The sequence below is a fragment of the Kitasatospora cineracea genome (assembly GCF_003751605.1).
GTDB classification, from domain to species: domain Bacteria; phylum Actinomycetota; class Actinomycetes; order Streptomycetales; family Streptomycetaceae; genus Kitasatospora; species Kitasatospora cineracea.
Genome location: NZ_RJVJ01000001.1, coordinates 5,104,559 through 5,118,616 on the forward strand (window position 1 = coordinate 5,104,559; position 14,058 = coordinate 5,118,616).

A 14,058-nucleotide genomic window follows, 5' to 3' on the forward strand; every position below is an offset into this window, starting at 1 on the left:
CGTCCGGTACCCGCCGCCGCACGGGGGACGCTGACGGGCCGTTCACTATGATCCCGCTGTGAGTACTCAGCCTCCCCCCGACCCCGGCGCCGGCGACGAATCCCCGGCGCGACAGGGCATCCAGTCCGTCGAACTGGCGATGACCGTCCTGCGGGCCCTGGAGGAGGGCCGGGGCCCGATGAGCCTGACCCAGACGGCCGCGGCCGCCGGCATGCAGCCCAGCAAGGCCCACCGCTACCTGGTCAGCCTCACCCGGGTCGGCCTCGTCGCCCAGTCGCCCAGCTCCGGCCACTACGACCTGGGGCCGGCCATGCGGCGCCTGGGCGTCGAGTCGCTGCGCAGGATGGACGAGGTCGCGCTGGTCAGCGAACACCTGCCGGGGCTGCGGGACCGCACCTCGCACGCCCGTCAACCTGGCGGTGTGGGGCGACCACGGCCCCGTGGTCGTCCGCTGGGAGTACGGCGCCCACGCGCTGCCGATCACGGTCCGGGTCGGGGCCACCATGCCGCTGCTGAACTCGGCGATGGGCGGGGTGTTCCTCGCGCACCTGCCCGGTCAACTGACCGAGTCGGTGCTGCGCGGCCAGTCGGAGACGGGAGCGCTCGACGCGACGGTCCGGGACCGCGTCGACCGGATCAGGGAGGAGGTGCTGCGCACGGGAGTGGCCACCACCGTCGGGGGCGTCATCCCCGGCGTCACCTCCCTGGCCGCGCCCGTGTTCACCGCGGGCGAGTCCTTCCCCCTCGTCGTCACCCTGGTGATGCCCGCGCGCGGCCTCACGGAGCACGACACGGCCCGCCTCTCGGCGGAACTGCTGAGCTCGACCCGGGCGATGTCCGAAGTACTGGGACACCCCGTGGACCCGCACCGCCCGTAGGACGTCCGTGCCCGTTCCTCCCCCTGGAGTCGGAGCAGGTGTCCGGCGTCCGGCGCCGGGGGCTCGGCGGGGGCGAGTCCGACCATCACCGCGCACGCGCATGGACGCGGGGGAGTGCCGGTCGGGTCGGGCGGCGGGGGGTGAGCAGTGTCGTGAGGGAGGTGGCGGCGGCCGACGGAACCGCGTCCCGTTCCAGGGCGGTGCGCAACACCTCGGCGACCCCGCGCAGTTGCCTGGCGCGGGAGGCGCCGGTGGGGGTGGGGTTCGGCAGGGGCGGTCGACCACGGTGCCCAGGGCCGCAATGGAGGCGGCAGCGTGGCAACCGTCCTCTCCATCTCGTCCTGTCCGGGCGGTGGCCATCCTTCGGCGGCTGGTGAGGGGCAGAGAGACCGGATTGCTGCTGGTCTCGGTGGCACCGCGGTGGGGCGGGAACGTCATGGGGTGGGTTATCGAGGGCTGTGCGCACTTTTGGTAGGGCGAAGTCCGGGTGTCTTCGCCGCAGACTCGATCGCCCGTACGCCGGTCGAGCCGGTCTTCCCGCCTGTCTGCCACCTGGAGTGATACGGCCCCGCAGGAAGCTGACGGGTAGTCATTAAAGTCGGCAAAAGGTCAGCATTCATCCACCCGAACCTTGCAAAACACGCCTGTAGACGGGAATCGGCGGGCCGACCGCGACTGCCTTGAAGCCCTTGCCGACGACGTTCGTCAGTGCGGGAGCCCTTGTCGGAGGCGGTCGTGGAGCGCCCCTCCCGCTCTGGTGAACGCGACCGCCCCGACCGTGAGTTTCCGCAGCTCAGCCGCGGTTCCCGCGCGCTTTGAGGGTGACGTTCGGCAGCTCCGGGGCGGACAGCCGGTCGCCCGGGTAGCCCTGGACCTCGCCGAACCGGACCCCCTTCTCCCAGTCGAGCCGCGCCTGGACGATCTCCTCGCCGGACCGCCCGATGAAGGTCCACCACACAGCACGTGGTTGGCGTTTCTCCCCAGCTCAGGGGCCTGATCGACCATCCAGGGTCAGCAAAAGGTCAGCAAACCGACCCGGGGGTCAGCAGAGTGGCGTCGATCAACCTCGTCCGCGGCATGGGCAGCTTCTTCAAGTCCTGCGAGCACCCGGAGAGCCGGTGGCCGCGGTGCCCGCACGACTGCACGATCCGGTACCGCAACGCGGCCGGCCGTCAGACGGAGGAGTCCGGGTTCGCCAACCAGGACAAGGCGAAGGCCCGGCTCGCCGAGGTCTACCAGGAGCGCAAGTACCACCCGCGCCACCAGCGCAAGGCCGAGCGGATCCAGAAGTACGCCCCGACGTAGTTCCGGGAGTACACCGAGGAGTGGCGCAGGTCCCAGCGCGCCCTCGGCCCCGCCTCGCTGCGGCACCTGGACTCGTTGCTGGAGAACCACCTGCTGCCGGCCTTCGCCGGCCGCAGGACGGGCACCTTCGACTACAAGGTCGTCGATGCCTTCATCACCACCATGGACCGCAACGGCGTGGGCCTGGCCACCCAGTCCAACGTCTTCGACAAGCTGCGCGCGATCCTGGTGGACGCCCACCGCCTCGGGCTGTACGACGAGAGCCCGGCCGGGGGAGTGGTGCCGCCCCAGTACGACCCGAAACGCGCGGTGATCCCGTCGCCGGAGCAACTGACCGGCCTCCGGACCGCCGGTGACGACGTGTTCCAGGTGGTGGTCGACCTGATGAGCGGCTGCGGTCTGCGCAACGGCGAGGCGCTGGCCGTCAACGTCAACAACATCGTCGCCGACGACGTCTACCGGATCACCGGGCAGGTCAACCAGACCACCGGGCAGTACGCGCCGCTCAAGCACCGCAAAGCGGGGGAGTACCGCGATGCCCCGCTGTCGGCCCGGGTGAAGCACACCATCGAGTGGTACGCCGACACCTACGGGACGGCCGACGGCTACCTGCTGCGCCACCCGCGCGACCTGTCCAAGCCGATGCCGGCCCACCACCTACAGAACCAGTGGCAGCGGCTCAAGCTCGCCGGGGCTCTCCACATGCCGGAAGGCATGGTGCCGTACGGCTTCCGGCACTTCTTCGCCTCGAACTGCCTCACCCACAACATCCCGATCACCGACGTCGCCGAGTGGATGGGCCACCGCAGCATCGACGTGACCTTCAAGACCTACCGCCACCTGATGCCCGGCTCGATCAGTCGCGCGGCCCAGGTCCTCAACCTCGACCTGGCGGCCTGAGCCGCACCCCCGTGCTCACCCCGTCCGCTGCTGCCTGGTCCAGGCCCGGACCTCGGAGACCTTGAACCGGATCTTGGCGTTCCGCCCGCGCCCGAACCGGTAAGCCACCAGACCGACACCCGCGGCCTCCCGGTACAGCCAGGACAGCGAGACGTTCAAGTACTCGGCCGTCTGCCTGGCATCCATGAACTGCGGAGCCATTGGTCCTCCCTGCGTCGCGGTGCTCCGACGGAGCCGGACCGGGATGGTCGCCGCCGCTCAACGGTTTCTCCGTGCCGACAGAAGCCGCTAATGCTCCAACAGGGTCCCTCGGCCCCGACTGCTCGACCCCCGGAGTGCGGCAAGCACAGGGGCGGGGGGTGATCCTCACCGGGCCGACCAGTGACAGGTGACCGCGGACGACGGTGCGCAGCCGGCCGGTTGCCGCGGGTACGGCGGCCGGACGGTCCCTCCATCTGGTGGCCGCCCTCCATGGCTACGAAGTCGGCGGCGAGCAGCCGGGGCGGATCGGTGAGCGTGGAGTGACCCCTGGCCTGACCGAAAGTCAGGACCAGGGCGTGGAAGGCGATCTGGCGTTAGGTCAGGGCACTGCCGAAGGCGGCGGCTCGGACTTCGAACGGACGTCGGAGGGCACCGTGCACAACACCGCCCCGGTCTTCTCGCCCGACGGCGAGCCGCTCGCCCGCTACCGCAGGCTCTGCCCCTGGCAGCCTCACGAACAGGCCGAGTCCGGCGACCGGCTCACCGTGTTCGAGATCCCCGGCATCGGCCGGATCGGGCTCGCCGTCTGCTACGACGGCTCCTTCCCGGAGACCGTACGTCAACTGGCCTGGCTGGGCGCGGAAGTGACGATCCAACCCACCCGCATCGCCACCGCCTGAGACCGGGAGATGGAACTGGTCTGCGCCCACGCCTGGACCAACCAGGTCTACGTGGTCGACGCCAACACCCCCGACCCCTACGGCGTCGGTCACAGCGCCGTGGTCGACCCCGAGGGAACCAGCCGCCGGCAGGCCGGACCGGGCGAGGAGGCGCTGATCGACGTGCTCGACCTGGACGCCGTCACCCGTGTCCGCCGCCACGGCCAGGTCGGCATCGATCGCCCTGGGCCCAACTCGCCGACTACGGTGCCACCGTCGAGCTGCCCGCGTACCAGGACGGCGTCATCCAGCTCTCCGCCTGGCCGCAGCAGGACTGACCGCGCCCCGCCCCACCCCTTCGACCCCGTCGCCGGGGACGGTGCGCCGCGTGGGCGGCACAACCGGTACGGACATCCCCACCGTTCACCCGCTCAACTCGACCCATCCGCGGGACTATCGGTTCCGAACCCCTGGTAGATCGACCGACACGACACCGTCGACCACACACGGGGACGGTGCCCCGGCACCCCGCCCGGGCCGCAGCACGGCCGACGGGTGCCTTGCTGTCCCACGCGGCCACGGCGCCGCGAGTCCGAACCGGCTCCGGCCGGTGCGACCATCACCGGCCGGGCCCGCTTCAAGGAGCGGACGATCATCATGCGCAAAGCGATCTACTGCCTGGCCGCCGCCGGCACGCTGGGCCTGAGTGCGGGCCTGCCCGCCACCGCCCTGGCCGACTCCTCGGCCGGCACCGGCTACCAGACCTCCCTCAGCCCCGTCCCCACCAACCACGTCACCGGATCCGGCAGCGCCACGGTCAGCCTCAGCGGCGACCAGGCCACCGTCACGGTCGACACCACCGGCCTGCTCGCCGGGGTCCCGCACGCGATGCACATCCACGTCGACGGCATGGGCACGTGCCCCACCGCCGCCGCGGCCACCGACCTGAACGGCCACACCGCGATCAGCACCACCGACGGCCACCCCGCCTACGGCATGATCGGCACCTCGCTGACCACCAGCGGCGACACCAGCCCCAACAGCGGCCTCGCCGTCGACCGCTTCCCGACGGGCAGTTCCTTCCACTACCAGCGCACCCTGACGGTCACCGACGACGTGGCCGGCAACATCCGCGACGGCAAGGCCGTCATCGTCGTGCACGGCATCGACTACGACGGCAGCGGCAAGTTCACCAACGTCCTCGGCGCCAGCGACCTGGACCCGAAGCTGCCGCAGACCGCCACCGCGCCCGCCCTGTGCGGCGCGTTGCACGCCATGCCCGCCGGCGGCGCCGCGACCGGATCGGGAGCCACCCAGCACCGACCCGACAACGCCGGCCTGATCGCGGGCGGCAGCTTCCTGCTGATCGCCGCCGGCGCCGGCACCTGGGTGCTCCGCAGGCGCCCGCCGACCGGTGCCGACCGGTCCTGAACCCTCCCGCCATGCCCACCACCCGCACGCCCGTGCTCGGCGCCCGACGGCGCCTGGTGCTCCTGGCCGCCACCGGCCTGCTGGCCGGTGGCGGCACCACCGCCCTCGCCCTCGCCGCGACCGACCAGGCCCACCCGCCACCCCAACCGTCCGCCGCCGCTCCCGCCGCCCCCGGCACCGCGTCCCCACCCGTGCCGAGCGGCGCCCCACCCTCCTCGCCAGGAGCGGGGGCTGCACCCTCCGGCCGGCTCCCCGCTTCACCGCCGACGGAACTGGACATCCCCTCGATCCACGTCCGCACCCCGCTCCTCGGCCTGGGCCTGAACGGCGACGGCACCGTGCAGGTACCCGACCAGCCCCTCGAAGCAGGCTGGTACACCGGCTCCGTGACGCCCGGTCAGGTGGGGGCCTCGGTCATCCTCGGGCACGTCGACTCCGCCCGGACCGGCCCGGCCGTCTTCTACCGGCTCGGCGCCCTCAGAACCGGCGACCAGGTGACGGTGACGCTGGCGGACGGCTCCACCGCCGTCTTCGGCATCGACACCGTCCGGGAGTACCCCAAGAACGCCTTCCCCACCCTCACCGTCTACGGCACCGACGACAACCTGCCGCACCTGCGGCTGATCACCTGCGGCGACTGGGACCCAGCCACCCACTCCTACCGCGGCAACACCGTCGCCTTCGCCACCCTCACCGCACACCGCCCCTGACCCCGCTTCCACCCGGGCGGCCCCACCGGCCCACCGGAGACGTCATGCGCATCACCCGCCGCCAAGCCCAAGTCGTACTCGGCCTCCTCTGGCTCCTGGACGGAGCACTGCAACTACAACCCTTCATGTTCACCACCGGGTTCGCCCACCAGATCATCGCCCCGGCCGGCGACCACCAGCCCGCCGCCGTCGCCGACCCGGTGCACTGGGCCGCCCACCTGATCGCCGCAGCCCCCCTGCCCCTGGACCTGCTGTTCGCCGCCACCCAACTCCTGCTCGGCGCCGCCCTGCTCCTCGCCCGCTCCCCACGCCCGATCCGCCTGACCCTCGCGGCGTCGATCGCCTGGGCGCTGTCCGTGTGGTGGCTGGGCGAAGGACTCGGCGGCCTGGCCGGCCTGCACACCCTCATGCTCACCGGCGCCCCCGGCGCCGTGCTGCTGTACGCCGTCGTCGCCGGCGCCCTGTGGCCCCGCACCGCCAGCGGCCACCGGCGCAGGGACGGCGATCCGGCCGACACCGCCGGCGCACCGGGACGGGCCGACGGGCTGCGGACGAGGTGGATCACCGGATGGTGGGTGGTGCTGTGGACCGGCGCGGCGGTGCTCCAGGCACTGCCCGGCAACAGCGCCCTCCAGGCGGTCGCCGACGCCGCCGACGGCGCTCCCGGCTGGCTCCAACCGGCAGACCGGCACACCGCCGCCGCACTGGCGGGCGCAGGTACCGCCGTCACCGTCGCCCTGGTCGCAGCCCAAGCCCTCATCGGCCTCGCCGCCCTACGGCCGCGGTGGCGACTGCCCGCGGCCTGCGCCGCCATCGGGCTGTCCCTCGTCTTCTGGGTGCTCGGACAAGGCCTCGGCGTACTGACGACGGGTCAGGCCACCGACCCCAACGCCGCCCCCCTCTACGTCCTCCTCGCCCTCCTGCTCGCCTCCACCAGGCCGCGACGCCAGGTCCAGCAGGCCGCTGCCCCGGCACGGTTCCCCGCCCGCGGGGACGTTCTCCCAGCCGCCCCCGCTCACGGCGCCGACGGGGCGAGGGGGCCCGCACGGGCCTGCGGTCGGCGTCGGGGGCCCGTGCGGCTCGGGGCAGCCGCGCTCCCTGACCGTCCGGTCGGCATAGCGACCCGCCGAGCGGGCACGGCGCTGCACCGTCGGGTCCACTGCGAAAAGGCGCGCCGTCGTCCGCTGCCCGGCAGAACGGTGCGACGCGGTCCCGCCCGGTGGCCGCGTCGTCGAGGCGAATGGCAGGTGGGCTTGATTCGGTTTGACGGACACCTCTGACCAGGGGCTTCGGCCCCGAGAAGGACGATGTCCACCATGGAGAGCACGGGGAAGGAGAAGCCGCGCCCTCGCCGTGCGTTCACGCCGGAGCTCAAGGCCGAGATCGTCGAGCTGTGCCGTCGCGGTGACCGCTCGGTCGGTCAGGTCGCCAAGGACTTCGACCTGACCGAGACCGCGGTGCGGGACCGGGTCGGGCAGGGCGAGGTCGACGCCGGCGAGCGGGACGGCCTGACCAGCTCCGCAGGCCGCCGGGCGGCCGGACCTGGTCCTGCGCGACTTCACGCCCGACCCGGCCGGGCTCGATGCGCGCTGGTGCGGCGACATCACCTACATCGCGACCGACGAGGGCTGGCCCTACCCGGCCACCGTCATCGACATCGCCTCCCGCCGCGTGGCCGGCCGGGCCACCGCGGACCACCTGCGGACCGAACTGGTCGCCGACGCGCTACGGACCGCCTGCCACACCCGCCGCCCGACCGGAACAGCGCTCTTCCACTCGGATCGCGGCCGCCAGTACACCGGTCGTGAATTCGCTCTCCTGGCAAGCGAGTTCGGTGTTCGACTGTCGGTCGGCCGCACTGGCCGGTGCCGGGACAACGCGCTCGCCGAGTCGTTCTTCGCCACGCTGAAGCGGGAGTTGCCCGGCGACCGGCCTTGGCCCAGCAGGGCCGCAGCACGGACCGCGATCTTCGAATGGATCGAGGGCCGGTACAATATACGCAGGCTGCACACCAGCCAGCCTCTCGCCACCACTCGGATACCCGTTCGAGCGGAGCAGGGAGCAGAAACGACTGGTCCGACTGGGCTTGGCATGCGGCCGGGTGGCCGTCGGCCGGCCGACGGACGCAGGCGGCGGCCGAATTGAAGCAGAAGACGAGCGAAGCAGCGTGAAATCTTCTTCGCACCGCATCGGTTCAGTCTGTGTCGGCCAGCCACTGGTCGATGAGCGCCTTGCCAATCGAATCGACCCGGTACGGGCCGCCGAGAGCAGCGTCCGCCAGCCGCGCGCGCAGTTCCGCGGCCGTGAACCAGCGTGCCTCCACCACTTCCACGTTGTCCACATCGATCGCATCGGAAACGGCCTCGGCGCGAAACCCGATCATCACCCCGGCCGGGAACGGCCACCCCTGGGAACCCTGGTAGGTCACCGCACCCACGGTGACGCCGGCTTCCTCCCGCACCTCGCGGCGCACCGTGTCCTCGAAGCTCTCGCCAATCTCGACGAACCCGGCCAGTGTGCTGAAGCGGTTCGGGCCGGATGCCGCATGGCGGCCGAGCAGGCAGCGCCGGGGCGTGCCCGGAAGCTCGACCAGCACGATCACGGCCGGTTCGATCCGCGGGAACAGCAGCTTCCCGCAGTTCTGGCAGGTCCGTAGGTGGCCACCATTGCAGGACCGGGTCGGGCCCCCGCAGGCGCCACAGAACCGCTGATTGCGGTTCCAGTGCAGAATCCCCCGCGCGTACGCCAGCAGACCCGCTTCGTCCGGCGTGATGGTGGGAACCATCGCCCGCACGTCCAGCATCGTGTCCGCGCCGACCAGTTCGACGGCGCTCTCCCGTTCGAGCCCGGACACATCGGCCGCGAACACCGCCCTCTCGCCCTCGAGGCCGAGCAGCACCCGGTCGCCGGCCGCGACGAGGATGTCCCTCGCCTGGGCCAAGGGCAGCCGCAACGGCGTTTCGTCTCGCACCAGGCACTGGTCCTGCCACAGGGGAATGACCTGGGTACTGGCCCTGGTCAGCAGTGCCTCGATCCAGTCCGAGTCTCCCCGCCGATCGACGACACGGTCGAGCCCCAACCCGCTGTAGTACACCGCTCCTCCTGGATCACAGTGTCCGCCTGTCCTCGACACTAGCGGATACGTCCGCCGACACCCTCCGCAACCAGAACTTGCCCAACATGCCTTACTGACTTCGGCGCGTCAGGGCGAATCTGTGCGAAGTGCCTGATGAGCCTGGAGCGGTGGCTGTACCGATGATCTGTGAGATGTGCGGATGGTGGCGGGCTGACCGCCGCGGGACGGCTGCGCCGGGAGTCGGTGCGGCTGCAGGCCGCCGAGTTGTCCGAGCAGGAGGTGAAGCCGGCGGAGGTGGCCCGGCGCCTGCGGGTGAGCTTGAAGTCGGCTTACCGGTGGCACCAGTTGTGGCGAGAGAGCGGGGTCGAGGCACTGGCGTCACGCGGCCCGGCCCCCGCACCCGGCTGCGCCACCGCCTGCGCACCCACCCCGCAGACAAGGGCAGGCGCCGCAGCACGGGCGAGCGGGACTCCATCGCCCTGGTCGACGGCGTCCACCAGTTCGTCAAGGCGCCGATCGTGCTGGTACGGGACCGACTGAACACCCATGTCTCCCACGCCATACGTGAGTTGGCCGCCCAGCGCGCCCGGCTGACGGTGTTCCTGCTACCCGCCTACTCGCCCGACCCCAACCCCGTCGAGTGGGTCCGGGCACACGTCGAACGCAGCCTCGCCAACCTCGCCGTCATGGCACTCGACCGACTCGAGGCCCTCGTCCGCAACCGCCTCAAACGCCTGCAGTACCGGCCCGACACCCTCGACGGCTTCATAGCCGGCACCGGCCTGACCCCCAACCCCCCAACCTCACCCTGACAAACCCGAAGTCAGTAGGTGGCCGCTTCCGCATCGAGAGGGCCGTCCAGGCTCGCGGACGACGGCCCCGGAGGGCTGTTCCCCCGGTTCGAGGATGCCGTGGAGGAGTGCCCAACGGCCGGTGTCGGAGCGGCGGTTGAGCAGGATCCGCTCGTCGTCGATGACCACCGCCGTGACCCCGGAGAGCCACAGCGGGCCGTGCCCGATGTGCTTGCGCAGGTCGAGGATGAACTGAGGAGTGGCCATGGGGTCACCGTAGGCCGGTGCCGGGCAGGGCCACGAGCACCCCGGGGCCGTGGCCGCCCTGCGGCCCGGCGGCGTGCACGGGCCGCAGTACCGCGGCGGCCGGCGGTGCCGCCGTGGCGACCGGGATCCGTGCGCGCGGGTACGGACCGGCGAGGGCAGCGGTGAGGACCTCTTCGACCGCGGCGGCGTCGGCGGCCGCGCACACGCCGACCATGGCGCCCCCGCCGCCGGCTCCGGTGATCTTCAGCCGCAGGCCGGCCGTTCGCCGGGCGAGGTCGCGGATGCCCTCCAAGGTGTCGGTGGACATGCCCTGGATGTCGCGCATCGCGGTGTGCGCCCGGTCCATCGCCGCGGTGAGGGCGTCCAGGTCCTGGCCGGTGATGGCTCGCCAGGCCTGTTCGGCGCTGTGGTCCGCCTCGGTCACGTACCTGGCGAGGCGCGGATCGCGCTGCGCGTGGCGGGCGCGCACCTGGGCCAGGTGCCCGGCGGTGTCCTTGGCCGTCGCCGAGTCCACCACCACCAGTCGCCAGTCGGTCGGGAAGGGCGCCTGCCCGGCGAGCACCGGCAAGGTCCCGTCGCGGCCTTCGGTGAGTACCGCGCCGCCGGTGACGATGGCGGTCTGGTCCATGCCGCCGCCGTGGCAGATGGCGTACTCGAAGTCGTAGGACCATTGCAGCACCGCGGCCTCGTCGACCGTCCCGAGACGGTGGGTGAAGGCCCGGAAGAGGCCGATGATCAGCGCGGACGACGAGGACAGTCCGCTGTTGAGCGGCGCCGAGGCGTCGACCTCGACGGCGGGGCGGGTCCGTGGGCCGCCCTGCGGAAGGCGCGCGCACAGGTACTCCCACACCTCGGTCGCGGTGGCGGCGACCGCAGGGTGCTCGGCCGCCGAGTGGCCGGTGACGGTGCGGACCCGGGTCGGCAGGTCGACCGCGACGCACACCGAGCGGTGCCCTATCCAGTCGAGGTCCTCGCCGGCCAGGCAGGCCCTGGTGCTGGTCGGGACGGGGGTGGGCTCGCGGGTGGACATGGGCTCTCCCCTCCGGCCCCCGGACGGGGCCGTGGACGGATGGCGGTGGATCAGGTCGGTTGCCGTGCCCGGTGGTTGACGGAGCGGGTCGGTCAGAACCGGGTGGAGCAGTGCGGCGGCGCCCGGTGGCCGAGGGCGCGGGCGAACAGGTCCGCGCTGTCCGTGGTGTGCTCGCGCAGCCGGCCCGCGGCGAGCAGGTCGGCCGGGCGGGTGTCGCCGAGCAGGACGGCGGCCAGGTCGGCGACGTCCAGCGACAGGTCCGGGACGCGGCGGGCGGAGGTGCACCCGGTGCTGCCGTCGGGGCGGGCGGTGACGGTGTGCAGGCCCGCCGCGAAGCCCAGCGGGTCGGCCACGTCGATGGTCAACTCGCGCTCGGGGGCGTCGAGTCGGGCTTCCAGAAGACGCGGAAGGTCGAGGATCCGGGCCCACAGCGAGTCGGTGCCTGCCGTCAGCCGCAGTGCCCGGGGGTCTGTCAGCAGGTGCCGCAGCGGCTCGTGCAGCGGTCGGCCGCGCAGCTCGACGCGGGTGCACAGGTCCAGCTGGAGCAGGAAGTCCAGCAGGGCGCGGGCCGCGCCCGGAGCGGGGGCGACGAGTTCCTCGACGGTGACCGGGGCGCCCCCGGTGTGCGGGTGCCAGGCGCGGTGCGCCGCCACAGGGCGTACCCGGCGGGTGTGCCGTCGTCGGTGCGGGCCAGTACGCACCGGGCGGACGCCGTGGCGGCGAGGCGTTCGTGCCACCGGGCGGGGTCGCGGCCGAGTTCGCCGGGGTGGGCGCCCTGGTGGGCGGCGAACACGGCGGCCAGTGGCGCAGCGCGCTCCTCCGGTTCGATCAGCACGGTCGTCAGCCTGATCCGCCGCACCGGCCTCGGCGAACTGGCCCACCTGCAGCCCACTTGCCGCCCGGCTGGCCCAACGCCCTCGACGGCCGGGCGGCACACCGTCGCACCGGCCGGCGGGGTCCCCGCGCGCGTTGCGGCCGCCGGCCGGGCTGCCCGTCCCCTCATGCGCGAGCCTGCCGGTCCGTGCTCCGGAACCGGGTGGGGGACATCCCCGTGGCCGCGTGGAAGCGCCTGGAGAAGTACAGCGGGTCGGGAAAGCCGACCCGGCGTGCCACCTGTGCCACGTGCAGGTCGGTCAGGGCGAGGAGGTGGCGTGCCTGCTCCAGGCGCTGGCTCTCGACGTGGGCCATCAGGCCCGTTCCCAACTGTTTCCTGGCGAGGTGGGACAGCCGTGACTGCGACAGACCGGCCACCGCGGCCAACGACGCGACGCTGTGGGGTTCGTCGAGCCGTTCGCCGGCGAACTCGAGCGCGGCCATCAACCGGGGGTCCAGCACCGGCTCCCGGGGATTGAGGGCGTCGCACCACAACAACGCCTCCTCGACGGCGTTCGTCATGAACTGCGGGCCGCGGCGCAGACCGGAGCGCCGTGCGCTGATCGCCCGGTCGAGCGCGTGGACGATGCGGGTGCGGGAGGTGTCGTCGACCCGGACGGCACGCACGCCCGGTGCGGCGGTGGGCCAGTCGAGGAGCGCGGTCCAGTCGGGTCGGGGGAGCAGGTGGGCCCAGCGGAACGACCACAGGTCCGTGCCCGGGTCGGTCCGGTACCGGTGGGGGACGCGGGGTTCGACGGCGACGATCCGGCTGCGGTCGACCGTGATCTCCGGCGCGCCCTCCACCCGCAGGAGGCCCTGGCCGGCGACGGTGGCGAACACCACCCAGTCGTTGGTGCCGCCGGGCCGCACGGTCCGGTAGGAGGAGTCCTCCTCGAACCGTCCGCAGACGACGCGTTCGGTTCCGGAGGCGACGGAGACCGGGGCGGGACGATGGCGCACAGCAGGATCCTCCATGACGAGAACAGGTTCCGCCATGCCCCGGCAGGGCAGCGGCCGGGAGAGTGGGGCCATGGCAGAGAACACGCTCCTTCCCGCTCCCGCCGATCCCGCCACGCTCCGCGACCGCTACGCACGCGAGGGCGTGGTGCAGGTCGAGGCGCTCCTGTCGGCCGCCGAGGCCGAAGAGATCAGGGCCGCTTTCATGGACCAGGTCGACACCGACCGGACCGCGGTCGGCGCCGTCCACGAGGTCGACGGCGACGACGTCCTGCGCCGCTACCCCCGGTTCATGAACCCCCACCGCCGAGCGGACCTGGCCATCGGGCGGATCGCCAGGACCCTGATGACCGACCCGCGGATCATCGGGGCCGTCAGCACGCTGGTCGGCCCGGTGCACGGAGCCCAGTCCATGTTCTACTTCAAGCCGCCGTCCGCCCGCGGCCAGGCCTTCCACCAGGACAACTTCTTCCTGCGGGCCCACCCGGAGACCTGTGTCGCGGCGTGGATCGCCATCGACGACTGCGACGCCTCCAACGGCGCCCTCAGGATCGTGCCGGGAAGCCACACGATGGAGATCGTCTGCCCGGAGGAGGCGGACCCCGAGGAGTCCTTCACCTCGGGGCTGGTGAACGTCCCCGAGGGCATGGCACCGGTCCAGACCGTCATGCGGGCCGGCGACGTGCTGTTCTTCCACGGCAGCGCGGTCCACGGCTCGTTGCCCAACACGACGGCCGACCGGTTCCGCCGTTCGCTCGTCTTCCACTACGTCCCCCGGAGCAGCGTCGAGGTCGCCTCGTACTACCTGCCGCTGGTGGCTGCGGACGGCACCGAGGTCGAGGTCGCGGCGGCGACCGGCGGAGGCCCCTGCGGTGACGGCTGGGAGGGCGCGGCGCACTGAACCCCGCCTCGGGACGGCAAGTCCGGGGTGGTGCGTGATCTAGACGAGTAGTTCCGAAGTCGGGTGTCTTTGGCTGTTC

At 72.4% G+C, this 14,058-nt stretch carries 14 protein-coding genes and 3 pseudogenes; 10 read left to right on the forward strand and 7 right to left on the reverse strand.

What is annotated here, in order from left to right; translation table 11 throughout:
* The first annotated feature begins 440 nt into the window (after nt 1-440).
* Nucleotides 441-878 (forward strand): IclR family transcriptional regulator domain-containing protein, encoded by a 438-nt coding sequence (locus EDD39_RS41205; protein ID WP_244256944.1) that lies wholly within the window; start codon nt 441-443, stop codon nt 876-878.
* Nucleotides 879-1,671: 793 nt separating this feature from the next.
* Here the strand turns inward: EDD39_RS41205 and EDD39_RS23125 are convergent.
* A pseudogene (locus EDD39_RS23125) lies at nt 1,672-1,836 on the reverse strand (pirin family protein); the annotation flags it as partial.
* Nucleotides 1,837-1,928: 92 nt separating this feature from the next.
* Here EDD39_RS23125 and EDD39_RS41210 point away from each other — a divergent pair.
* Together EDD39_RS41210 and EDD39_RS23130 are read left to right on the forward strand one after the other, a co-directional pair.
* Nucleotides 1,929-2,183, forward strand: coding sequence for a hypothetical protein (locus EDD39_RS41210; RefSeq protein WP_244256946.1), 255 nt, complete (start codon nt 1,929-1,931; stop codon nt 2,181-2,183).
* A gap of 75 nt (nt 2,184-2,258) precedes the next feature.
* Complete coding sequence (locus EDD39_RS23130) at nt 2,259-3,083, forward strand: tyrosine-type recombinase/integrase (protein ID WP_244256948.1); 825 nt, start codon at nt 2,259-2,261, stop codon at nt 3,081-3,083.
* Nucleotides 3,084-3,098: 15 nt separating this feature from the next.
* Here the strand turns inward: EDD39_RS23130 and EDD39_RS23135 are convergent, their stop codons facing one another.
* Nucleotides 3,099-3,284 (reverse strand): helix-turn-helix domain-containing protein, encoded by a 186-nt coding sequence (locus EDD39_RS23135; RefSeq protein ID WP_123558896.1) that lies wholly within the window; start codon nt 3,282-3,284, stop codon nt 3,099-3,101.
* 356 nt (nt 3,285-3,640) lie between these two features.
* Here EDD39_RS23135 and EDD39_RS41215 point away from each other — a divergent pair, with 356 nt between their 5' ends.
* The 5 genes and pseudogenes from EDD39_RS41215 to EDD39_RS23160 form a co-directional block, all read left to right on the forward strand.
* Nucleotides 3,641-3,964 carry a carbon-nitrogen hydrolase family protein gene (locus EDD39_RS41215; RefSeq protein ID WP_244256950.1) on the forward strand — a complete coding sequence of 108 codons (324 nt, stop codon included), beginning with the start codon at nt 3,641-3,643 and terminating at the stop codon, nt 3,962-3,964.
* Between the two features lie 636 nt (nt 3,965-4,600).
* Nucleotides 4,601-5,374: a hypothetical protein gene (locus tag EDD39_RS23145; protein ID WP_208765565.1), complete on the forward strand. Its 774-nt coding sequence runs from the start codon at nt 4,601-4,603 to the stop codon at nt 5,372-5,374.
* An 11-nt stretch (nt 5,375-5,385) separates the two neighbouring features.
* On the forward strand, nt 5,386-6,084 hold the full coding sequence (locus EDD39_RS23150; RefSeq protein ID WP_123558898.1) for a class F sortase: 699 nt from the start codon (nt 5,386-5,388) through the stop codon (nt 6,082-6,084).
* A 44-nt stretch (nt 6,085-6,128) separates the two neighbouring features.
* The gene (locus EDD39_RS23155) at nt 6,129-7,364 is read left to right on the forward strand and encodes a hypothetical protein (RefSeq protein ID WP_148089500.1); all 1,236 of its coding nucleotides are present in this window, start codon (nt 6,129-6,131) and stop codon (nt 7,362-7,364) included.
* A gap of 259 nt (nt 7,365-7,623) precedes the next feature.
* A pseudogene (locus tag EDD39_RS23160) lies at nt 7,624-8,229 on the forward strand (IS3 family transposase); the annotation flags it as partial.
* A gap of 49 nt (nt 8,230-8,278) precedes the next feature.
* Here the strand turns inward: EDD39_RS23160 and nudC are convergent.
* A complete protein-coding gene (gene nudC / locus EDD39_RS23165) occupies nt 8,279-9,178 on the reverse strand; it encodes an NAD(+) diphosphatase (protein ID WP_123558904.1) in 900 nt (299 codons plus the stop codon).
* Between the two features lie 168 nt (nt 9,179-9,346).
* On the opposite strand from nudC, the pseudogene EDD39_RS42740 reads away from it, so the two are divergent.
* Nucleotides 9,347-9,972, forward strand: a pseudogene (locus EDD39_RS42740) (helix-turn-helix domain-containing protein).
* Here the strand turns inward: EDD39_RS42740 and EDD39_RS23180 are convergent.
* From EDD39_RS23180 to EDD39_RS23195, 4 genes are all read right to left on the reverse strand, one after another.
* A complete protein-coding gene (locus EDD39_RS23180; RefSeq protein WP_425269720.1) occupies nt 9,964-10,218 on the reverse strand; it encodes an NUDIX domain-containing protein in 255 nt (84 codons plus the stop codon). The pseudogene EDD39_RS42740 and the gene EDD39_RS23180 overlap by 9 nt on opposite strands.
* 4 nt (nt 10,219-10,222) lie before the next feature.
* A complete protein-coding gene (locus EDD39_RS23185) occupies nt 10,223-11,248 on the reverse strand; it encodes a mevalonate kinase family protein (RefSeq protein WP_123558909.1) in 1,026 nt (341 codons plus the stop codon).
* A 92-nt stretch (nt 11,249-11,340) separates the two neighbouring features.
* On the reverse strand, nt 11,341-11,901 hold the full coding sequence (locus EDD39_RS23190) for a sterol carrier protein domain-containing protein (protein ID WP_162870090.1): 561 nt from the start codon (nt 11,899-11,901) through the stop codon (nt 11,341-11,343).
* 346 nt (nt 11,902-12,247) lie between these two features.
* Nucleotides 12,248-13,081, reverse strand: coding sequence for a helix-turn-helix domain-containing protein (locus tag EDD39_RS23195; RefSeq protein WP_162870091.1), 834 nt, complete (start codon nt 13,079-13,081; stop codon nt 12,248-12,250).
* Nucleotides 13,082-13,151: 70 nt separating this feature from the next.
* On the opposite strand from EDD39_RS23195, the gene EDD39_RS23200 reads away from it, so the two are divergent.
* On the forward strand, nt 13,152-13,979 hold the full coding sequence (locus EDD39_RS23200; protein WP_123558915.1) for a phytanoyl-CoA dioxygenase family protein: 828 nt from the start codon (nt 13,152-13,154) through the stop codon (nt 13,977-13,979).
* Nucleotides 13,980-14,058 lie beyond the last annotated feature (79 nt).